The 21,079-nt window shown below is 66.2% G+C and carries 18 protein-coding genes; 3 read left to right on the top strand and 15 right to left on the bottom strand.

The annotated features are described in order from the left end of the window. The first annotated feature begins 23 nt into the window (after nt 1-23). On the top strand, nt 24-590 hold the full coding sequence (locus tag ACG0Z3_RS11260; protein ID WP_394397590.1) for a helix-turn-helix domain-containing protein: 567 nt from the start codon (nt 24-26) through the stop codon (nt 588-590). Nucleotides 591-712: 122 nt separating this feature from the next. On the opposite strand, the gene ACG0Z3_RS11265 is transcribed toward ACG0Z3_RS11260, so the two are convergent. Beyond that, a complete protein-coding gene (locus ACG0Z3_RS11265) occupies nt 713-1,999 on the bottom strand; it encodes a YihY family inner membrane protein (RefSeq protein WP_394397591.1) in 1,287 nt (428 codons plus the stop codon). 27 nt (nt 2,000-2,026) lie between these two features. Between ACG0Z3_RS11265 and ACG0Z3_RS11270 the strand changes: the two genes are divergently transcribed. Next, nucleotides 2,027-2,401: a DUF2069 domain-containing protein gene (locus ACG0Z3_RS11270; protein ID WP_394397592.1), complete on the top strand. Its 375-nt coding sequence runs from the start codon at nt 2,027-2,029 to the stop codon at nt 2,399-2,401. Beyond that, on the top strand, nt 2,398-3,801 hold the full coding sequence (locus tag ACG0Z3_RS11275; RefSeq protein WP_394397593.1) for an FAD-binding oxidoreductase: 1,404 nt from the start codon (nt 2,398-2,400) through the stop codon (nt 3,799-3,801). Before ACG0Z3_RS11270 ends, ACG0Z3_RS11275 begins: the two co-directional genes overlap by 4 nt. A gap of 13 nt (nt 3,802-3,814) precedes the next feature. Here ACG0Z3_RS11275 and ACG0Z3_RS11280 read toward each other — a convergent pair whose 3' ends face one another. From ACG0Z3_RS11280 to ACG0Z3_RS11345, 14 genes are all read right to left on the bottom strand, one after another. Next, nucleotides 3,815-7,045 (bottom strand): efflux RND transporter permease subunit, encoded by a 3,231-nt coding sequence (locus ACG0Z3_RS11280; protein WP_394397594.1) that lies wholly within the window; start codon nt 7,043-7,045, stop codon nt 3,815-3,817. 15 nt (nt 7,046-7,060) lie between these two features. Continuing rightward, complete coding sequence (locus tag ACG0Z3_RS11285) at nt 7,061-8,182, bottom strand: efflux RND transporter periplasmic adaptor subunit (protein ID WP_394397595.1); 1,122 nt, start codon at nt 8,180-8,182, stop codon at nt 7,061-7,063. 165 nt (nt 8,183-8,347) lie between these two features. After that, the gene (locus ACG0Z3_RS11290) at nt 8,348-8,926 is read right to left on the bottom strand and encodes an NUDIX domain-containing protein (protein ID WP_394397596.1); all 579 of its coding nucleotides are present in this window, start codon (nt 8,924-8,926) and stop codon (nt 8,348-8,350) included. Continuing rightward, nucleotides 8,913-9,215 carry a DUF2818 family protein gene (locus ACG0Z3_RS11295; protein ID WP_394397597.1) on the bottom strand — a complete coding sequence of 101 codons (303 nt, stop codon included), beginning with the start codon at nt 9,213-9,215 and terminating at the stop codon, nt 8,913-8,915. Before ACG0Z3_RS11295 ends, ACG0Z3_RS11290 begins: the two co-directional genes overlap by 14 nt. A 13-nt stretch (nt 9,216-9,228) precedes the next feature. After that, the gene (gene nuoN / locus ACG0Z3_RS11300) at nt 9,229-10,710 is read right to left on the bottom strand and encodes an NADH-quinone oxidoreductase subunit NuoN (RefSeq protein WP_394397598.1); all 1,482 of its coding nucleotides are present in this window, start codon (nt 10,708-10,710) and stop codon (nt 9,229-9,231) included. Nucleotides 10,711-10,732: 22 nt separating this feature from the next. Further along, nucleotides 10,733-12,208, bottom strand: a complete 1,476-nt coding sequence (locus tag ACG0Z3_RS11305; RefSeq protein ID WP_394397599.1) for an NADH-quinone oxidoreductase subunit M — start codon at nt 12,206-12,208, stop codon at nt 10,733-10,735. Nucleotides 12,209-12,221: 13 nt separating this feature from the next. After that, nucleotides 12,222-14,258 (bottom strand): NADH-quinone oxidoreductase subunit L, encoded by a 2,037-nt coding sequence (gene nuoL / locus ACG0Z3_RS11310; RefSeq protein ID WP_394397600.1) that lies wholly within the window; start codon nt 14,256-14,258, stop codon nt 12,222-12,224. A gap of 7 nt (nt 14,259-14,265) precedes the next feature. Next, entirely contained in the window at nt 14,266-14,580 is a 315-nt protein-coding gene (nuoK, locus tag ACG0Z3_RS11315) for an NADH-quinone oxidoreductase subunit NuoK (protein WP_394397601.1), read from the bottom strand. Continuing rightward, a complete protein-coding gene (locus tag ACG0Z3_RS11320; RefSeq protein WP_394397602.1) occupies nt 14,577-15,212 on the bottom strand; it encodes an NADH-quinone oxidoreductase subunit J in 636 nt (211 codons plus the stop codon). Before ACG0Z3_RS11320 ends, nuoK begins: the two co-directional genes overlap by 4 nt. A gap of 53 nt (nt 15,213-15,265) precedes the next feature. After that, the gene (gene nuoI, locus ACG0Z3_RS11325) at nt 15,266-15,754 is read right to left on the bottom strand and encodes an NADH-quinone oxidoreductase subunit NuoI (RefSeq protein ID WP_119046407.1); all 489 of its coding nucleotides are present in this window, start codon (nt 15,752-15,754) and stop codon (nt 15,266-15,268) included. Nucleotides 15,755-15,764: 10 nt separating this feature from the next. Next, entirely contained in the window at nt 15,765-16,862 is a 1,098-nt protein-coding gene (gene nuoH / locus ACG0Z3_RS11330; RefSeq protein ID WP_394397603.1) for an NADH-quinone oxidoreductase subunit NuoH, read from the bottom strand. Nucleotides 16,863-16,876: 14 nt separating this feature from the next. Then, nucleotides 16,877-19,183 (bottom strand): NADH-quinone oxidoreductase subunit NuoG, encoded by a 2,307-nt coding sequence (gene nuoG / locus ACG0Z3_RS11335; protein ID WP_394397604.1) that lies wholly within the window; start codon nt 19,181-19,183, stop codon nt 16,877-16,879. A 19-nt stretch (nt 19,184-19,202) separates the two neighbouring features. After that, nucleotides 19,203-20,543, bottom strand: coding sequence for an NADH-quinone oxidoreductase subunit NuoF (nuoF, locus tag ACG0Z3_RS11340; protein WP_394397605.1), 1,341 nt, complete (start codon nt 20,541-20,543; stop codon nt 19,203-19,205). Between the two features lie 8 nt (nt 20,544-20,551). After that, complete coding sequence (locus ACG0Z3_RS11345; protein WP_394397606.1) at nt 20,552-21,076, bottom strand: NADH-quinone oxidoreductase subunit NuoE family protein; 525 nt, start codon at nt 21,074-21,076, stop codon at nt 20,552-20,554. Nucleotides 21,077-21,079 lie beyond the last annotated feature (3 nt).

The following is a 21,079-nucleotide window of genomic DNA, read 5'->3' on the forward strand; positions in this document are numbered from 1 at the left end:
AAAATCGTCCGCCGCCGTCAAGCATGACCATAGATACCGAACCGCCCCGCGTCGGCGCGGCCCTGCAGGCCCTGCGCACCAGTCGCAGCCTGTCGCTGGACGACCTCTCCAAGCGCGCCGGGGTCAGCAAGTCGATGTTGTCGCAGATCGAGCGCAACCAGGCCAACCCGACGGTTGCCGTCGTGTGGCGACTGGCAAATGCGCTGGGCGTGGACATGGGCGAGCTGCTGGGTGGCGAACGCACCGCGACGCCCGCCATCGAGACCGTACCGGCGCACGCCACGCCCGGCCTCACCAGCCCCGACGGCCTGTGCAAGCTGCGCATCCTCGGCCCCATCGAACTGGCCGGCCAGTTCGAGTGGTACGAGCTCAGCGTGCAGCCCGGCGGCGTGCTGGACAGCCAGGCGCACGAGCCGGGCTCGCGCGAACATCTGTCCGTGCTGACCGGCAGCCTGGAAGTCAGCGCCCAGGGCGTGACCAGCAAGCTCAAGGCCGGCGAGACCGCGCGCTATGCCGTGGACGGCCCGCATGCAATCCGCAACGTCGCCAAGTCGGCGGCCACGGCGCTGCTGGTGGTGCTGCACCCCTGAGAGACGCGCCGAGCGTCAGTACGGCCAGAGGCCCTGCCGGCGTTCACTCAAGTGTTGGCCAGGGCCGGCAGCGCCCGCATGATGCAGCCGCGCCTGAGGCGCCGGGCGCACCATTCATGGGTTCAGCGGGGGGGCGGACTGCCGGGCTGCAGCAGCCGGCCCAGCGTCAGGCCGGCCCACTGGCCCTGGGCCCACAGGTTGGCCAGCAGGCCCTGGCGGTCGGCCAGGAAGCCGGTCAGCAGCGGCTCGGCCGGCGCCCGCTCGGGCGCACACAGCAGCACCAGGCGCTGGGCGCCCTCCTCTTCCAGGCGGCCTATCCAGCCCATGCTGAGCAGCTTGTCGACGACGGGGCTGAGCTGCAATGGATCTACGCGCAAAGCGCGGGCCAGGCCCAGGTCGGACAGGCCCTGGCGGCCCGCATCTCGCACGCGCCACAGCTCGCGCAGCACCTCCAGCGCCATGGCCAGCGGCTGGCCCGGCGTGTCGGGGCGAAGGTGCAGGCGGCCGGTCAGGCTGGGCGTGTTGGCGGCCAGGATGGCGCCCAGCAGCACGATGACCCAGCCGAGGTAGACCCAGATGAGGAACACCGGCACGGTGGCGAAGGCGCCGTACAACGTCGAGTAGGTCGGCACCTTCTTCACGTACCAGGCCAACAGCGACTTGGCAATGGCGAAGCCGATGGACACGAAGGCCCCGCCCAGCAGCGCGTGGCGCCAGCGCACATGCGTGTTGGGCACGTAATGGAACAGGCCGGCAATGGCCAGTCCCAGCAGCACAATGTCCGCGCCACCCAGCAGCGTGGTGAGGCTGGCCGGCGTCTTGTTGATGAAGCCCTGGCCCAAATCCAGCGCGTAGCTGGTCAGCGCCAGGCTGCCGCCCAGCAGCAGCGGGCCCAGCGTCAGCGCGGCCCAGTACACCAGCACCCGCTGCGCCATGGGGCGCGGGCGGCGCACGCGCCAGATGGCGTTGAGCGTGCGGTCGATGGTGAGCATCAGCGCCAGCGCCGTCACTCCCAGCACGATCAGGCCCACGGCGCCCAGCTTGCTGGCCTTGGCGGCGAACTGCGTCAGCGAGGCCAGCACCGGCTTGGCGATGTTGGGCGGGATCAGGCTCTTCAGGAAGTACTGCTCCAGGGCCGATTGCAGGCTGGAGAACATTGGAAAGGCCGTGAACACCGCCAGCATCACCGTGAGCAGCGGCACCAGCGAGATCAGCGTCGTGAAGGTCAGGCTGCCGGCGGTCAGGCCCAGCCGCTCCTCGCGAAAGCGCTGGCGAAAGGTGTGCAGTGTCTGCAGCCACGGCCAGGCCAGCAGCTGGTCGATGAAGTTCTGCGCAAACGCGATGGGGTTGCGGGACAGCGGTGCGTCGGGGTTGTCGGCCAGGTTCGGCGGCACGGGAGCGGGGGACATGGCTTCTATGATGCCGCAGCTATGCCCATGCTCCCTGAAAGAACCTTGCCCACGCCGGCCGAACAGCTGTCGCGCAACCTCGCGCTGGCCTCGGTGTCGGCCCTGATCCTGCTGTGCCTGGCCTGGGAGCTGTGGCTGGCGCCCACCGGCAGCGGCACGCTGGCACTCAAGGTGCTGCCGCTGCTGCCCGCGCCGCTGGGACTGTGGCGCTACCGGATGTACACCTACCGCTGGGTGGCGCTGGCGATCTGGCTCTACGTGCTGGAAGGCCTGGTGCGCGCCACCAGCGAGGGCGGCCTGGGCCAATGGCTGGCGCTGGGTGAGGTGGTGCTGAGCGTCATCGCGTTCACGGCCTGCACCGCGCAGATCCGCCAGCGGCTGGCCGCCGCCAAGCAGGCATGAGCGCCCTGTTGGAGGGCCTGCGGGCCGCCCTCGGCGACGCCGGCCTACTGGCGGGTGGCGACCTGTCAGCCTACGAACAAGACTGGCGCAAGCGCTACGCAGGCCGTGCCTTGGCTGTGGCGCGCCCGGCCAGCACCGATGAGGTGGCAACCGTGCTTCGGCTGTGCCACGCGCACCGCGTGGCGGTCGTTCCGCAGGGCGGCAACACCGGCCTGGTGGGCGGCTCCACGCCGGACGATAGCGGGCGTCAGCTGGTGCTGAGCCTGTCGCGCATGAAGCGCGTGCGCGGCATCGACGTGGCCAACGCCAGCCTGACGGCCGAGGCCGGCTGCGTGCTGGCCGACGTGCAGGCGGCCGCCGCGGGCGCGGGGCTGCTGTTCCCGCTGAGCCTCGCGGCCGAGGGCTCGTGCACGCTGGGCGGCAACCTGGCCAGCAATGCCGGCGGCACGCAGGTGCTGCGTTATGGCAATGCCCGCGAGCTGTGCCTGGGGCTGGAAGTCGTCACCGCGAGCGGTGACGTCTGGCACGGCCTCTCCGGCCTGCGCAAGGACAACACCGGCTACGACCTGCGCGATTTGTTCATCGGCAGCGAGGGCACGCTGGGCGTCATCACGGCCGCGACGATGAAGCTCTACCCGCAGCCGCGCGAGCGGCTCACGGCGCTGGCCGCCTGCACGTCCATGGACGATGCTGTAGCCCTGCTGGGCCTGGCGCGCGAGCGAGCGGGCGATGCGCTGACGGGCTTCGAGGTCATGAGCGCAGCCGCGCTGGCGCTGGTGGCGCGCGAGCTGCCGCAGCTGCACCAGCCGCTGGGCGCGGCGCCGTGGACGGTGCTGCTGGAGCTGTCGGATGCCGAGAGTGCCGAGCACGCGCGCAGCGTGTTCGAGGGCCTGCTGGAAGCCGCCTTCGAGCGCGGCGCCGTGCAGGACGCGGCTATCGCCCAGAATTTGCAGCAGGCCAAGGCCTTCTGGCACCTGCGCGAGTCCATCCCGCTGGCCCAGGCGCAGGCCGGGCTCAACATCAAGCACGACATCGCGCTGCCGGTGTCGGCAATTCCCGACTTCGTCACCGAGATGGACGCGGCGCTGACAGCGTATCTGCCGGGCATCGAAGTGATCAACTTCGGCCACCTGGGCGACGGCAACCTGCACTACAACGTGCAGGCGCCGGCCAGCGTGGCAGCGTCAGAGTTCCTGGCTGCACACGAGGCGCCGATCAACACGAAGGTCTACGACGCGGTGCAGCAGCGCGGCGGCTCCATCTCCGCCGAGCACGGCATCGGCCGGCTCAAGCGTGAGGAGCTGGGCCAGCGCAAAGACCCGACTGCCCTGGCGCTGATGCGGGCGATCAAGCGGGCACTGGACCCGCTCGACCTGCTCAACCCGTCCCGGGTGCTCTGAGCCGGGCCGCTGGTCACCCCGCGGAAGAAACGACAGTACCGACCACCTCCAGCGCGCGGCGGCGACGCGCGGGCCAGGTGATGAGGCGCCACACGAAGCGCACCAGCAGCAGCGTCAGCACGCATTCGATCAGCGTCATCACGAAGGCGCCCACCACCGTGAAGCGCGGCGCGCGGCGGTGGAACTTGGCGATGGCGCCGTCGCGGGCGATCTCGATGCTGTCGTAGAAGCTGGGCACCACGAGCAGCGTCAGGATGGTGGACGTGATGGTGCCGCCGATGATGGCGACCGCCATCGGGCGGTAGAACTCGCCGCCCTCCCCGATGCCTATGGCCACCGGCAGCATGCCGGCGATCAGCGCGAGCGTGGTCATCAGGATGGGCCGGAAGCGCTTGCGGCCGGCATGCATCAGCGCCTCTTCGCGCTCAACGCCAGCGGCCTCTTCCTGGCGCGTCGCGTCCAGCAGCAGGATGGCGTTCTTGGCCACCAGGCCCATCAGCATGATGACGCCGATGAGGCTCATCAGGTTCAGCGTGCCGCCGGTCATCAGCAGCGCCAACACGACGCCGATCAGGCTCAGCGGCAGCGACATCATCACGCCCAGCGGCGCGGTGAAGCTGTTGAACTGGATGACGAGCACGAAGTACATCAGCGCGATGCCGGACAGCAGCGCTGTGATCATGGCCGTGAAGACAACCTGCTGGTCACGCGCCGCACCCGCCAGCTCGATGCCGAAGCCGGGCGGGAAGCTGATCTTCTCGGCCAGCTTCTTGGCCTCGGCCGTGATCTCGCCCGGCGAGCGGCCCTGCGCGTTGGCGCTGACGGTGATGGTGCGCTTGCCGTCGCCGTGCTGGATCTGGCTTGGGCCCTTGCCCATAGTGACCGTGGCGATCTGGTCCAGCGGCACCATGCGGTTGGTGCCGCTCACCGCGATGGGCAGGCGCTCAATGTTGGCCGCGTCCACGCGATCGGCCGGGTGCAGGCGGATAGACACATCACGGGCCTCGCCGGTCGGGTCGATCCAGTCGCCGGCCTCCACGCCCGCGAAGGCTACGCGCAGCGCCTGGGCGGCATCGTTGACGGAGATGCCCATCTGGTTGGCCAGACCGCGGTCCAGCTCGATCTGCAGCTCGTTCTGCGGGTCCTGCTCTGAGTAGCCGATGTCGACCGCGCCCTTGATGCCGGCCATGGTCCTCTGGAACTCCTGCGTGATCTCCTGCAGCTTGCGCGAGTCGGTGCCGTAGAAGCGGATCTGCACCGGCTTCTGCGCACCGTTGTTGAGGTCGTCGAGCACGACGTACTCCGCGCCCACCAGGCGCGAGACCTTGGCGCGCAGTTCCGTGGCGACTTCGGCAGCCGAGCGCTGGCGCTCCGTGCTCTTGCCGATGTCGACATAGATGCGGCCGCCGCTGGCGTTGGGATAGGCCGTGGTGGCCTTGGTTTCTTTCATGGTCGAGGCCAGCGCGGCAGCGGCGTCGAGCTTGAGCTTGGCGTACTCCAGGCTGCTGGACGCCGGGGCCCGCACCTCGATGGCCAGGAAGCCGGCATCTGCCTGCGGCAGGAAGCTGGAGCCTCCGAACTTGGCCTGCAGCGCGATCGCACCGACGAAGCTGGCGACCGCGAACACAGCCATCCAGCGCCGATGGTGCAGCGCCCAGGCGATGACCTGGCCGTAGCGGTCGGCCACGCCATCGAACCAGTGGTTGAAATGCTGGAACCACTTCTCGATGCCGCGCTTGGGCTGCTCGTGGTAACCCGGGGGGTCACCCCAGTAGGCCGACAGCATCGGGTCCAGCGTGAAGCTGATCAGCAGCGACACGATGACGGACGCCACGACCGTCAGCGCGAAGGGCTTGAACCACTGGCCCGGGCCGTTGCCCATGAAGGCCACCGGCACGAAGACGGCGACGATGGCGAAGGTGGTGGCGGCCACAGCCAGGCCGATCTCGGCCGTGCCCTCGCGCGCCGCCGTCACGCGGTCGCTGCCGCGCTCCATGTGGCGCACGATGTTCTCGCGCACGACGATGGCGTCATCGATGAGCACGCCGATGGCCAGCGACAGGCCCAGCAGGCTCATGAAGTTCAGCGAGAAGCCCATCAGCCACACGGCGATGAAGGCCGCCAGCACCGACGTGGGCAGCGACAGCGCCGTGATGAGCGTGGAGCGCCAGCTGTTCAGGAAGGCGTAGACGACGAAGATGGTCAGGCCGGCGCCGAACACCAGCGCATGGGTGACGTTGTGCAGGCTGTCCTCGGCATCCTTGCCGCCGTCCTGGGTAATCTCGATCGTCGTGCCGGCAGGCAGTTCCTTCTTGATCTCGTCGACCAGCTTGCGCGAGTCGTTGGCGACGCTGACCGTGGACGCGTCGCGCGACCGCGTGATGGAAATGCCGACATTGGGGCGGCCGTTGCGCAAGGAATAGCCGGTCATCTCGGCAAAGCCGTCGCGCACCTCCGCCACCTGGCCCAACCGAATGACGGTGCCCACGCCATTGACGGTCGTGCGCTTGATGATCATCTGCTCGAACTCGGCCGGGCTCTCCAGCCGGCCCAGCAGGCGGATGCTCTGGTCTTCCAGCGTGCCGCGCACCTTGCCCACCGGCGCCGTCGTGTTCTGCGCCCGCACGGCGTTCAGCACCTCGGTGACCGACACGCCGAACTCGCGCAGCTTCTCGGCGCGCAGCAGGATGGACAGCTCGCGCTTGAGCGCACCGTTGACGCCGACCGTCGACACGCCGGCAATGCCACGGAAGCGCTCGGCCAGCTTGTCCTCGGCCAGGCGGCTGAGCTGGGCATGGGTCAGCGCCGTGCTGGATAGCGACAGCTGCAGAATGGGCTGGGCGCCCGGGTCGGCCCGCGTGATGATGGGCTCGCGGATCTCGGTGGGCAGCTTGTAGCGCACCGTTGCGATCGCGTTTCGCACCTCATCGGCGGCCTCGATCATGTTTTTCGAGAAGTCGAACACCAGCACGAGGGTGGCGCTGCCTTCACGCGACGTGGAGTTAGAGCGGTCCACGCCCGAGATGCTCTGCAGCGCCTTCTCGATGCGGTTGACGACCTCGCGCTCCACCGTCTCGGGCGACGCGCCGGGGTACGGGATGTTGATGACGAGCACGGGCGGCTCGACCTCGGGGAACTGGTTGACCTTGAGCTTGGACAGCGCCAGGAGGCCGACCAGCATCAACCCGATGACCAGGACAACGGTCGCAACGGGCTTGCTGATGCTGAAGTTGGAGAGGAACATGGGCTCAGCCTCCGCTTACTTGCTGGCAGCGGCCGCCGGGACGGCGGACGCGGCGCCCGCGCCGGCAGCAACACGCTGCACCGGAGCGCCGTCCACCAGCGTGCCAGTGGGCGAGCGCAGCACCAGGTCGCCCTGGGCCAGGCCCGACAGGATCACCAGCTCGCCACGACGGTCATCACGCTCGCCCAGCGTGACGGCGACCTTCTTCAGCTGGTTGCCGGCGACCCGCCAGACAAACGCGTTGTCGCCCTGGCGCTGCACCGAACCCTCGGCCAGCACCAGCGCCTTGCGGTCCGCGCTCTCGACGCGACCCTCGGCATACAGACCGGACACCTGAGGCGCCTTGGTCTTGTCGTTGAACTCGGCCACGAGCTCCACCTGGCGCGTCGTGGCGTTGGCGGCGGCGTCGATACGGGCCAGCTTGCCCTGGAACTGCGTGTCGCCGAAGCCGTTGATGCGGAAGGACACCGGCTGGCCAAGCTTGAGCTCACCCAGCCGGTCGGCCGAAACCTGACCTTCGAAGCGCATGGAATTGGGGTCGATGACCTTCACGAGCTCGCGACCGACCTGCACCGTGTCGCCCACGGAGATCTTGCGTTCGCTGACGACGCCGTCGAACGGCGCCCGCACCTCGGTGCGCGAGACCTGCTGGCGGGCCGTGACGGCGCGTGCCTTGGCGGCGGCCAGCTCGCTCTGGGCGGCATTGCGGCGCACCTCGGCATCTTCCAGGCCTTGCATGGAAATCATGCCCTGCTGGTTCAGAGTGCGCTGGCGGGCCAGCACGCGCTCGGTCTGCTCGAAGCTCTGCTGAGCGGCGCGCAGGGCCTCTTCTGCCGACGTCAGCGCATCGCGGATGGAGGTGGGATCGAGCCGGATGATGAGGTCACCGGTGCGCACACGCTCACCGTTGTCCTTGGCGACCTGCAGCACCACTGCCGCGACTTCGGCGCGCAGATCGGCGCGACGGGCCGGCTGGATGGCGCCGGTGATGACCGGCGCCCCGATCAGCCCGCTCTGCCCCACCTGGCGCAGATCTTCCGGTGCCAGCAGCAGCGGCGCGGCCGGCTTGGGCGCGGCCTTGGCTTCTTCGGGCTTGCCGCCCTTGCCGCAAGCGGTGAGCAAGAGGGCCAGGGTCATGGCAGTCAGGATCGGCGTGGCACGCGTCATGGAGAGACCTTCTGTGAGGACTGTGGGCAAATTTTTTCGAACGCGCGAGCTTAACCACTTGACCTGCCCTCGCCAGAGGTCATGCGCTCGGTTGAAACCACGATGACACGCAACGCACCGCGTCGCGTGCAGCCATCAGGCGGGCTGCCAGTCCAGCGCCCAGGCGCCCTGCTGCCAGCGCTGCAGCCACAGCAGGCCGATCAGCGTCTTGGCATCTGTCAGTTCGCCCCGGGCCGCCAGTTGGTCGAGCTCATCGGGGCTGTGGACGACGAGGCCCAGGAACTCGCCCTCGTCCAGCTGCCGCTCGCCGCAGCGCAGCCCGCGTGCGAAGTAGACGTGAATGCCTTCGTCGGAGTAAGCGATGGCGTTGTGCAGTACGCCCGCGTACGCCCACTCGGCGGCGCTGTAGCCCGTTTCCTCCAGCAACTCACGCTGGCCGCAGCGCAGCGGCGGCTCACCGGCATCGAGCTTGCCGGCGGGGAACTCCAGCATCACGCGGCCCATCGGGTAGCGGTACTGCCGCTCCATGAGCAGGCGGCCGTCGTCCAGCAAGGGCACGACCATCACGGCGCCAGGATGGCGGATGTACTCGCGGTGGGCGGTTTTGCCGTCCGGCAGCGCGACGCGATCGCGCCGCACATCGAGGAAATGCCCCTGGTAGACCTGGGCGCTGTCGAGCTGGCGCTCGACCAGATGCTGCTCAGCCTCGTCCACGACGCAGGTATCTCCACACGAAGCCTGGGAAGCCCAGGGTGATGAACAGGCAGGCGGCCGCTGCATAGAACTCCCAGCCCTGCGCGTGCCGTTGGCCGATGCGGGACTCGAGCAGCGCCCCGACCGCGAAGCTCAGCACGGCCATCAGTACCAGCTCCAGCAGACGCCAGCCAGCGCTCTTGGGCGCACGGCGAGGGCCCACCAGCAGCAGGCGCTCACTCAGGTACGGCAGGTTGGCCGCCAGCACGCCGAAGGCGAGCACCAGCCAGACGGCGACGGTCTGGTCCATGCGTGCTCAGACGTCAGGTCGCCAGGGCCTGGCGGATGGCGACCTTGCACAGCTCCAGCAGGCCGCCCGGCATCAGGCCGAACACCAGCACGGCAGCGCCATTGAGCGTCATGACGAAACGCACGTCGGCAGGCGCCGCCAGCGGCGTCGTGTCGGTGGGCGCGTCAAAGAACATGACCTTGACGATGCGCAGGTAGTAGAAGGCACCGACCAACGACACGACGACCGCGAAGATCGCCAGTCCCAGGTAGAACGGATGACCGTTCACGACCAGCGCCTGCAGCACGGCCAGCTTGGCGTAGAAGCCCACCATGGGCGGTACGCCTGCCAGAGAGAACATGAACAGCGTCATGACCAGCGCGAACCACGGGCTACGCTTGGCAAGACCGGCCAGGTCCTTGATCTCCTCGGCCTCGTGCCCAGCACGCGACAGCAGGATGACCATGCCGAAGGTGCCCAACGTCGTCAGCACATAGGTGACGGCGTAGAACATGGCGGCGCTGTAGGCATTGCTGCCCCACTGCGTGCTCTCGTTGACGACACCGGCCGTCAGCCCCAGCACCATGAAGCCCATGTTGGCGATGGTGGAGTAGGCCAGCATGCGCTTGAAGTTGGTCTGCGCGATGGCCGCCAGATTGCCCACCAGCAGCGACATGATGGACAGCACGACCAGCATCTGTTGCCAGTCCACGGCCAGGCCACTCATGCCTTCGACCAGCAGACGCACGGTGATCGCGAACGCAGCCAGCTTTGGCGCGCCGCCAATCATCAGCGTGACGGCCGTGGGGGCGCCCTGGTAAACGTCGGGAACCCACATGTGAAAGGGGGCAGCGCCCAGCTTGAAGGCCAGGCCGGCCACGACGAACACCGTGCCGAACACCAGAACCGACTTGTTCGGGATGCCCTTGGTGATGACGTCGAAGACTTCGGGGATGGTCAGCGAGCCGGTGGCGCCGTACATCATGGACAGGCCGTACAGCAGGAAACCGCTGGCCAACGCACCCAGCACGAAGTACTTCATCGCCGCCTCGGTGGACACGGCATGATCACGGCGCAACGCCACGAGCGAGTACAGCGACAGGCTCATCAGTTCCAGGCCGAGGTAAATGACCAGGAAGTTGTTCGCCGACAGCATCACGTTGATGCCCAGCAGCGCGAACAGCGCCAGGATGAAGAGTTCGCCCTTGAGCATCTCGCGCGACGCAGCGTAGGGGCGTGCGTAGACGAGCGTGATCAGAGTGGCGACGCAGGCGAAGCCAGCCAGCAAGTGGCCCATGGGATCGGCCACCACCATGCCCTGCATGGCATAGGTGGTCACGCCGGCATTGAAGTAGGCGAAGTGCATGCCGCCCACCACCACCAGCGTCAGCTGGGTCAGCCAGTAGGTGGGGCGACGCTGTTCGTCGGTGACCCAGAGGTCCGCGAGGGCGACCACGCAGCCCATCACGAGCAGCAGGATCTCGGGGTAGATCGCGAGCCAGTTCATGTCGTTCATTGTTCTTGCCTCTAGCTCGGAATCAGGCCGGGATCTTGCTCAGCGCCACATGCTTGAGCAGGCCGGTGACGGACTCATGCATCACGTCCGTGAAGGGCTTCGGGTAGAGGCCCATGTACAGCGTGGCGATGGCGAGCAGTGCCAGCATGATGAATTCGCGCGAGTTGATGTCGGTCAGCTTGCGCACGTCGTCGTTGGCGATGTCGCCGAAGTAAACCCGCTTGACCATCCACAGCGTGTAGGCCGCACCGAAGATCAGCGCCGTGGCGGCGATGCCGCCCAGCCAGAAGTCGTACTTCACGGTGCCCAGGATCACCATCCATTCGCCGACGAAGCCGGCGGTGGCGGGCAGGCCGCAGTTGGCCATGCCGAAGAACACGGCGAAGGCGGCGAACTTGGGCATCGTGTTAACGACACCGCCGTAGGACGAGATCTCCCGCGAGTGCACGCGGTCGTACAGCACGCCGATGCAAAGGAACATGGCGCCCGACACGAAGCCGTGGGCAATCATCTGCACGAGTCCGCCGGACACGCCCAGCTCGTTGAAGACGAAGAAACCCAGCGTCACGAAACCCATGTGGGCGATGGACGAGTAGGCCACCAGCTTCTTCATGTCCTTCTGCACCAGCGCGACGAGGCCGATGTAGACGACAGCGATCAGCGACATGGCGATGATGAGCCACGACCATTCACGCGCGGCGTCCGGCGCGATAGGCAGCGAGAAGCGCAGGAAGCCGTAGCAGCCCAGCTTCAGCATGATGGCCGCCAGCACGACGGAGCCGCCGGTGGGCGCCTCGACGTGAGCGTCGGGCAGCCAGGTGTGCACCGGCCACATCGGCACTTTGACCGAGAACGCGGCCAGGAAGGCGAAGAACAGCCAGGTCTGAGCGCCGCCAGGCAGCGGCAGTTGGTGCCAGGTCTGGATGTCGAAACTGCCACCGGACTTCGCGTACAGATACAGCAGCGCGATCAGCATCAGCAGCGAGCCGGCCAGCGTGTACAGGAAGAACTTGAAGGCCGCGTAAACGCGGTTCGGGCCGCCCCAGACGCCGATGATGATGTACATCGGAATCAGCGTGGCCTCGAAGAAGACGTAGAACAGCATGCCGTCCAGCGCGCTGAACACGCCCACCATCAGGCCCGACAGGATCAGGAACGCGCCCATGTACTGGTTGACGCGGTTCTCGATGACCTCCCAGGCGGAGATGACGACGATGACGGTGATGAAGGCCGTCAGCGGCACGAACCACATCGAGATGCCGTCAACGCCGAGGTGGTAGCGGATCGCAAAGCGCTCGATCCAGGCGTGGTTCTCGACGAACTGCATCGCGGCCGTCGACGTGTCGAAGCCAGTGATCAGCGGCAGCGTGACGAGGAAACTCGCCACGGCAGCCACCAACGCCAGCCAGCGCACGGTGCGGGCCTGTTCGTCACGCCCCAGGGCCAGCAGCAAGGCGCCGCAGGCGATGGGCAGAAAAATCGCAAGAGTCAGCAACATTCTTTTTATCCCCTCACGAGCCGATCAGGGCTTTGAACTGGGGCTCGATGTAGGGCCACAGCTGCCAGGTCATCAGCCCCGTGACGCCGAGGATCATGACGAGGGCATACCAATACAGATAGCCGGTCTGCATGCGCCGCACGAGGCCGGCGATGCCACCCACCGTGCGGGCGGAGCCGTTGATGATGAGGCCGTCGATCAGCATGCCGTCGCCGCCCTTCCACAGGCCGGTGCCGAGCAGGCGCGCACCGCGGGCGAGGATGTTCTCGTTGATCCAGTCCATGAAGTACTTGTTCTCCATGACGACGATCAGCGGACGCAGCACTTTGGCGAAGGTCGCCGGGATGCTCGGGGCCACCATGTAGAACACGTAGGCCGTGACCACACCGCCCAGCGCCAGCCAGAACGGCAGCGTCTGCAGGCCGTGCAGGGCCATCGCCGCGGCACCGTGGAAGTGATGGGCGATCTCGGCCATCGCCGGGTGGGCGGCCGTGTTGACGGTGATGGCGTCCTTCAAGAAGTCGCCATACAGCATCGGCTGGATGGTCAGGAAACCGATGACGACCGAGGGAATGGCCAACAGCACCAGCGGCACCCAGACGACGGCGGGCGACTCGTGCGGCGTGTGCGCATGGCCGTGGTCATCGTCGTCGTGATCGTGCTCGCCCGGGAACGGCTTGTGGTGGAAGTGTTCCTTGCCGTGGAAGACGAGGAAGTACATCCGGAACGAGTAGAACGCCGTCACGAACACGCCGATCAGCACGGCGACGTAGGTGATGCCTGACGCCGGCAGGTTGCTGGCGTGCACAGCCTCGATGATGGAGTCCTTCGAGTAGAAGCCCGAGAACAGCGGCGTGCCGATCAGCGCCAGCGAACCCAGCAGCGACGTGATCCAGGTGATGGGCATGTACTTGCGCAGGCCGCCCATGTTGCGGATGTCCTGGTCGTGGTGCATGCCGATGATGACCGAACCGGCGCCGAGGAACAGCAGCGCCTTGAAGAACGCGTGCGTCATCAGGTGGAACACGGCGACCGAGTAGGCCGACGCGCCCAGCGCTACGGTCATGTAGCCCAGCTGCGACAGCGTGGAGTACGCGACGACCCGCTTGATGTCGTTCTGGATGATGCCCAGGAAGCCCATGAACAGCGCCGTGATGGCGCCGATCACCATGATGAAGTTCAGCGCCGTGTCGCTCAACTCGAACAGCGGCGACATGCGCGCCACCATGAAGATGCCAGCCGTCACCATCGTCGCGGCGTGAATCAGCGCGGAGATGGGCGTCGGGCCTTCCATGGAATCCGGCAGCCAGACGTGCAGCGGGAACTGCGCCGACTTGCCCATCGCGCCAATGAACAGGCAGATGCAGGCGACCGTCAGCAGTGCCCAATCGGTGCCGGGGAACAGCATCTGCGCCAGCATGTCCTTCTTCGCGAAGGTCTCGGCGTAGTTCAGCGAACCGCCGTAGGCCACCAGCAGGCCGATGCCGAGGATGAAGCCAAAGTCTCCGACCCGGTTCACCAGGAATGCCTTCATGTTGGCGAAGATGGCCGACTGCTTCTTGTACCAGAAGCCGATCAGCAGGTAGGACACCAGGCCAACCGCTTCCCAGCCGAAGAACAGCTGCAGCATGTTGTTGCTCATGACCAGCATCAGCATGCTGAACGTGAACAGCGAGATGTAGCTGAAGAAGCGCTGGTAGCCGTCGTCCTCTTCCATGTAGCCGATGGTGTAGATGTGCACCATCAGCGACACGAAGGTCACCACCACCATCATCATGGCGGTCAGGCCGTCGACAAGGAAGCCGACCTCCATCTTCAGCGGACCCAGCACCATCCATTCATAGATGGTGGCGTTGAAACGGGCGCCGTCGACGGCGACGCTATACAGCGTCTGTGCCGACAGGATGAAGGCGATCAGCACGCCCAGGATGGTGACGACATGCGAGCCGCGGCGGCCCACCGTCTTGCCAAAGAAGCCGGCGACGATGGCGCCCACCAGCGGCGCCAGTGGCACCGCCAGCAGCAGGTTCTGGTTCAGTGTTGCAGACATCTTGTGCTTAGCCCTTCAGCGCGTCGAGCTCTTGGACGTTGATGCTCGCCCGGTTGCGGAACAGCGCGACCAGGATGGCCAGGCCGATGGCCGACTCGGCGGCCGCCACGGTCAGGATGAAGAACACGAAGACCTGGCCCGCCATGTCGCCCAGGTAGTGGGAGAAGGCGATGAAGTTCAGGTTGACCGCCAGCAGCATCAGCTCGATGGCCATCAGCAGCACGATCAGGTTCTTGCGATTCAGGAAGATGCCAATCACCGACAGCGCGAAAAGCATCGCGCCCAGCGTCAGGAAATGGCCCAGAGTCAGGGCGCCGATCATGCCTGGCCTCCTTCTTGGGGTGCTTGTGCGGGGGCGGCAACGGTGGGCGCCATCTTGACGATCTTCAGGCGGTCAGCCTTGGTGACCTTGACCTGCTCGGACGCGTCCATGGCACGCGAGTCCTTACGGCGGCGCAGCGTCAGCGCGATGGCAGCGACGATGGCCACCAGCAGCAGCACGGCAGCGATCTGCAGCGGATACAGGTAGTTCGTGTAGATCTCGATGCCCAGCAGCTTGCTGTTGCCCAGCTGAACCTGCTCGGGCGTGGCCGCCGGCGCGTCGGCCAGCTGGAAACCGCCCATCAGCACGATGCCCATCTCGAATGCGATCAGTGCACCGACAACGGCCGCGATGGGCAAGTGCTTCCAGAATCCCTCACGCATGCTGTCCGTGTTCAGGTCCAGCATCATGACGACGAACAGGAACAGCACCATGACGGCGCCGATGTAGACAAGCACCAGCGCAATGGCGAGGAACTCGGCCTTCAGCAGCATCCAAATGCAGGACGCCGTGAAGAACGACAGGATCAGGAACAGCGCCGCATGCACGGTGCTGCGCGCCGTGATGACGCGGAAAGAACTCACCAGCAGGATGCCGGAGAAGACGTAGAAGAGGATGGTCGTGATGTCCATACGTATCCAGGCCAGCTGAGCTGGACCGCTGCGGCCGCCAGGCCCGCCAGCGATCAGCGGTACTTGGCGTCGGCCTCCTTTTGCGCAGCAATTTGCGGCTCGTACTTGTCACCAACGGCCAGCAGCATGTCCTTGGTGAAGTAGAGGTCGCCGCGCTTCTCGCCGTGGTATTCGAAGATGCTCGTTTCGACGATGGAGTCCACCGGGCAGCTTTCCTCGCAGAAGCCGCAGAAGATGCACTTGGTCAGGTCGATGTCGTAGCGCGTTGTACGGCGGCTACCGTCGGCGCGCACGTCGCTCTCGATGGTGATGGCCATCGCAGGGCAGACGGCCTCACAGAGCTTGCAGGCGATGCAGCGCTCTTCACCGTTCTCGTAGCGGCGCAGCGCATGCAGGCCGCGGAAGCGCGGCGACAGCGGCGTCTTCTCTTCCGGGAACTGGATGGTGATGTTGCGCGACAGGAAGTGCCGGCCGGTCAGCTTCATCCCCTTGAGCAGTTCCCAGAGGAAGAAGGTCTTGGCGAAATTCGTGATTGCAGTCATGGTCGCCGCCTCACTTCCAGATGTTGAACGGGGTCTGCATCCAGGCACCGACAACGACCAGCCAGATCAGCGTGATGGGAATGAAGATCTTCCAGCCCAGACGCATGATCTGGTCATAGCGGAAGCGCGGGAACGTGGCACGCACCCACAGGAACATCGTGACGACGAAGAAGGTCTTGGCGAACAGCCAGAACCAGTTCCAGAACGCCATCGTCTGCTGGAAGAAGGCCGGCGTTTCCATGCCCAGCAGGCTCCAGGAGATCGGCGCGCTCCAGCCACCCAGGAACATGACGACGGCCAGGGCCGACACCAGGATCATGTTGGCGTACTCAGCCAGGAAGAACATCGCGAACGACATGCCCGAGTACTCGATCATGTGGCCGGCAACGATTTCCGATTCGCCTTCGACGACGTCGAACGGATGGCGGTTGGTTTCAGCCAGACCCGAGATGAAGTAAACGATGAAGATGGGGAACAGCGGCAGCCAGTTCCACGACAGCAGGTTCAGGCCCATGGCCGCAAACGTGCCTTTCTCCTGCGCCTGCACGATGGTGGTCATGTTCAGGCTGCCCGTCACCATCAGCACGACGACCAGCGCGAAGCCCATCGCGATCTCGTACGAGACCATCTGGGCCGACGCGCGCAGCGCGCCCAGGAATGCGTACTTCGAGTTGGACGCCCAGCCGGCGATGATGACGCCGTAGACCTCCAGCGACGTGATTGCCATCAGGAACAGCAAGCCGGCGTTGACATTGGCCACAGCTGCGTCCGGGCCGAAGGGCACGACAGCCCAGGCGGCCAGCGCCGGCATGATGGTCATGACGGGGCCAAGGAAGAACAGACCCTTGTTGGCAGCCGTCGGCTTGATGATCTCCTTGAAGATCAGCTTGACCGCGTCGGCAATGGGCGTCAGCAGGCCGTAGGGACCCACGCGATTCGGGCCCGGGCGGATCTGGGACCAGCCGATCGCCTTGCGCTCCCACAGCGTCAGGTAGGCCACGCAGCCCAGCAGCGGCAGCAGCACCGCGACGATCTTCAGCAGGCTCCAGACCAGGGGCCACAGGGCCCCCAGCAGCGAGGCACCGTTCTGGTAGAGGGTGTCGATCATTTTGTAGGGCTCCCTCAGACCTTGCTGATGCTCAGCGTGCCAAAGGCAGCACCAAGCGTGGCGGTTTGGGCCAGGCCGGCCGGCACGCGGGCCAGACCTTCGGGCAGACCGGCTTCGAGGCGTGCCGTCAGTTGCGCGGCACCACCGTCCTGCACGACGCGGACCTGGTCACCCTCGGCCAGGCCGAGCTGCTCCCACAGCCCGGTCGGCAGGCCGACGGTCGCAGCATCACGACCGTCCGTGGTCAGCTGCAGCGAGGTCGAGTTGCGCACCAACGCATCGGTCGCGTAGATCGGCAGGTTGGCAAAGCGCTCTACGCCCTCGGCCTTGGCGACGGCCTGCACCGTGGCCGACGTGGTGTTGGACAGGCGGGCGCTGAAGTCGCCGCCCAGGGCCTGCTCGCGCACGGCCTCGGAGCTGTCCTGATCGAAGCCCGGCAAGCCCAGCAGGTTGCCCAGCACGCGCAGCACCTTCCAGCCCGGACGCGTTTCGGCCAGCGGCTTGACGACACCAACGAAGCTCTGCAGGCGACCCTCTGCGTTGACGAAGGAACCTGAGGTCTCAGTGAACGGCGCGACGGGCAGGAGCACGTCGGCGTAGTCAAGGCCGGTCTTGAACGGGCTCAGCACAACGACCATCTCGGCCGCGTCCAGCGCCTTGGCAGCGGCAGCGGCGTTGGCGGAATCCAGCACCGGATCGGTGTTCAGCAGCAGCGCGGCCTTCAGTGACGTGCCCGACAGCATCTGGCCGGCGTCCAGGCCGCCGGACTGCGGCTGCGCCTTCACGAGTTGCGCGCCAACGGTGTTGGCGGCCGCCGTCAGGTAGCCGACGCTGGCGCCGGTCTTCTCGCCGATCCACTGCGCCAGCACCAGCAAGCTGGTGGCCTGCGGATGCTCTGCGGCGGCGTTGCCCAGCAGCACGGCCTTGGCACTGCCGGACAGCAGGCTGGCGGCGACGACCTTGGCAGCCTCTGTGGCCGTACCGGCCACCGGCGCACCTTCGCCAATGGCGGCAGCCACATCGGCCAGGGCTTGCACCCAACCGGACGGCGCCACGGCCGTGGAGGCGGCCAGCGGCATCAGCCAGTCATCGCTGCTCACGCCGATGCGCGAGATCGCGGCGCCGCGGCGCGCGGCGTGGCGCAGGCGGGCTGCAAACAGCGGGTGGTCCTTGCGCAGGTTGGACCCCACGACCAGTGCGCGGTCCAGCTCGGACAGCTTCGCGATAGGCAGACCCAGCCAGCGGGCCTGGCCCGCAGGTGCTGCATTGCCGAAGTTGCTGTGGCGTAGGCGGTGGTCGATGTTGTCGCTGCCCAAGCCGCGCACGATCTCGCCCAACAGGTGCAGTTCTTCCACCGTGCTGTGGGCGGAGCCCAACGCACCGATGGCCTTGGCGCCATGGTCGGCCTTGATGACCTTCAGGCCGTTGGCAACGTACTCGAGCGCCGTCGTCCAGTCGACCTGCTTCCAGGCGCCGCCCTGCTTGATCATGGGCGCGTTCAGGCGCGCATCGCTGTTCAGCGCTTCATAGCTGAAGCGGTCGCGGTCGGCGATCCAGCATTCGTTGACATCTTCGTTCTCCAGTGGAACGACGCGCAGCACTTGGTGGTTCTTGACCTGGACGACCAAGTTGGCGCCGGTCGAGTCGTGCGGGCTGACGCTCTTGCGGCGCGACAGCTCCCACGTGCGGGCGCTGTAGCGGAACGGCTTGCTAGTGAGCGCGCCGACCGGGCAGATGTCGATCATGTTGCCCGACAGCTCGGAGTCCACCGTGCGACCGACGAAGGTCTGGATCTCGCTGTGCTCGCCGCGGTGGGCCATGCCCAGTTCCATCTGGCCAGCGATTTCCTGGCCGAAGCGAACGCAGCGCGTGCAGTGGATGCAACGGCTCATCTCTTCCATCGAGATCAGCGGGCCGACGTTCTTGTGGAAGACGACGCGCTTCTCTTCGGTGTAGCGGCTCTTGCTGCTGCCGTAACCGACGGCCAGATCCTGCAACTGGCACTCGCCGCCCTGGTCGCAGATGGGGCAATCCAGCGGGTGGTTGATCAGCAGGAATTCCATGACGCCCTGCTGGGCCTTGATCGCCTTGTCGCTCTTGGTGCGGACGATCATGCCCTGCGTGACCGGAGTCGCGCAGGCGGGCATGGGCTTGGGGGCTTTCTCCACGTCGACCAGGCACATGCGGCAGTTGGCCGCGATGCTCAGCTTCTTGTGGTAGCAGAAGTGCGGGATGTAGGCGCCGGCCTTTTCGGCAGCATGCATGACCATGCTGCCTTCCTGGACCGAGACCTTCTGACCGTCGAGTTCGATTTCAACCATGATGGTGTTCCCTAGGCGCTCAGGTCGGAGCCACCAGGGGCTTCTTGTGTTCAATCAGGTGCACGAACTCGTGCTTGAAGTGCTTGATCATGGCGCGCACGGGCATCGCGGCTGCGTCGCCCAGCGCGCAGATCGTGCGGCCCTGGATGTTGTCGGCGACCGAGTTCAGCAGGTCGATGTCCTCTGCCCTGCCCTCGCCGTGGTAGATGCGCTCCAGCACGCGGTGCATCCAGCCCGTGCCTTCGCGGCAAGGCGTGCACTGGCCGCAGGACTCGTGCGCGTAGAAGTAGGACAGACGGAGCAGGCTCTGCACCATGCAGCGCGAGTCGTCGATGACGATGACCGCACCCGAGCCCAACATGGAGCCGGCCTTGGCGATGGAGTCATAGTCCATCGTGCACTGCATCATCACCTCGGCTGGCAGCACTGGGGCTGACGAGCCGCCAGGGATGACGGCCTTGAGCTTGCGTCCCTTGCGCACACCACCTGCCATTTCGAGCAGGACGGAGAACGGCGTGCCCAGTGGGATCTCAAAGTTGCCGGGCTTCTCGACGTCGCCCGACACCGAGAACAGCTTGGTGCCGCCGTTGTTGGGCTTGCCGATCTCAAGATAGGCCTGACCGCCGTTGCGGATGATCCAGGGCACCGCGGCGAACGTCTCGGTGTTGTTGATCGTCGTGGGCTTGCCGTACAGGCCGAAGCTGGCCGGGAACGGCGGCTTGAAGCGCGGCTGGCCTTTCTTGCCTTCCAGCGATTCCAGCAGCGCGGTTTCTTCGCCACAGATGTAGGCGCCGAAGCCGTGGTGAGCGTGCAACTGGAAGCTGTAGCTGCTTCCCATGATGTTGTTGCCGAGGTAGCCGGCGGCGCGTGCCTCTTCCAGGGCCGCCTCGAAGCGCTCGTAGACCTCGAAGATCTCGCCGTGGATGTAGTTGTAGCCGACCGTGATGCCCATCGCATAGGCGGCGATGGCCATGCCCTCGATGACCTGATGCGGGTTGTGCATCAGGATTTCGCGGTCCTTGCACGTGCCCGGCTCGCCCTCGTCGCTGTTGCAGACGAGGTACTTCTGGCCCGGGAACTGGCGGGGCATGAAGCTCCACTTCAGGCCCGTCGGGAAGCCGGCGCCGCCACGGCCACGCAAGGCCGAGGTCTTCACTTCGGCGATGACCTGGTCAGGCGTGAGACCTTCGCCACCGTCCTTGCCGAGGATCTTGCGCAGGGCCGCGTAGCCGCCACGGGCCTCGTAGTCCTTGATTGACCAGTTCTTGCCGTTCAGGTCCGCATAGATCTGCGGGCTGATGTGACGACCGTGGAAGCAGGTCTCGTTGCCGGTGCTTTGGAATTTGGAGAGGTCCAGCATCGTCATCCTCAGGCCTTGGCGGCTTCAGCGCGCAGCACGTCGACGAGCTCGTCCAAGCGGTCGTTCGTCATGAAGCTGCACATCTGGCGGTCGTTGACCAGCATCACCGGCGAGTCGGCGCAGGCGCCCAGGCACTCGCTCTTCTGCACGGTGAACAGGCCGTCTGCCGTCGTGCCCCCCTGCTCGATGCCGAGCTTGCTGCACAGGTGGTCCAGCGCCTTTTGGCCGTCTCGCAGTTGGCAAGGCAGGTTGGCACAGACGTTCAACTTGAACTTGCCCAGCTTGCGCTGGTTGTACATGTTGTAGAAGGTTGTCACCTCGTACACGGCGATGGGCGCCATGCCAAGGTGAGCTGCGATCGCGTCTTCGGCAGCACGCGGCACATAGCCCTCTTCCTGCTGCACGATGGCCAGGCAGGCCATCACGGCGGACTGACGCAGCTCGTACGGGTACTTGGCGACCTCGCGGTCGAAGCGCGCGCGGGTAGCGTCGCTGAGCGTGTAGCTCGAAGCGGTGGTGTTGGAAGTCGTCATCGT

This window comes from Pelomonas margarita (assembly GCF_043555875.1).
In the GTDB taxonomy this organism is placed as follows: domain Bacteria; phylum Pseudomonadota; class Gammaproteobacteria; order Burkholderiales; family Burkholderiaceae_C; genus Pelomonas; species Pelomonas margarita.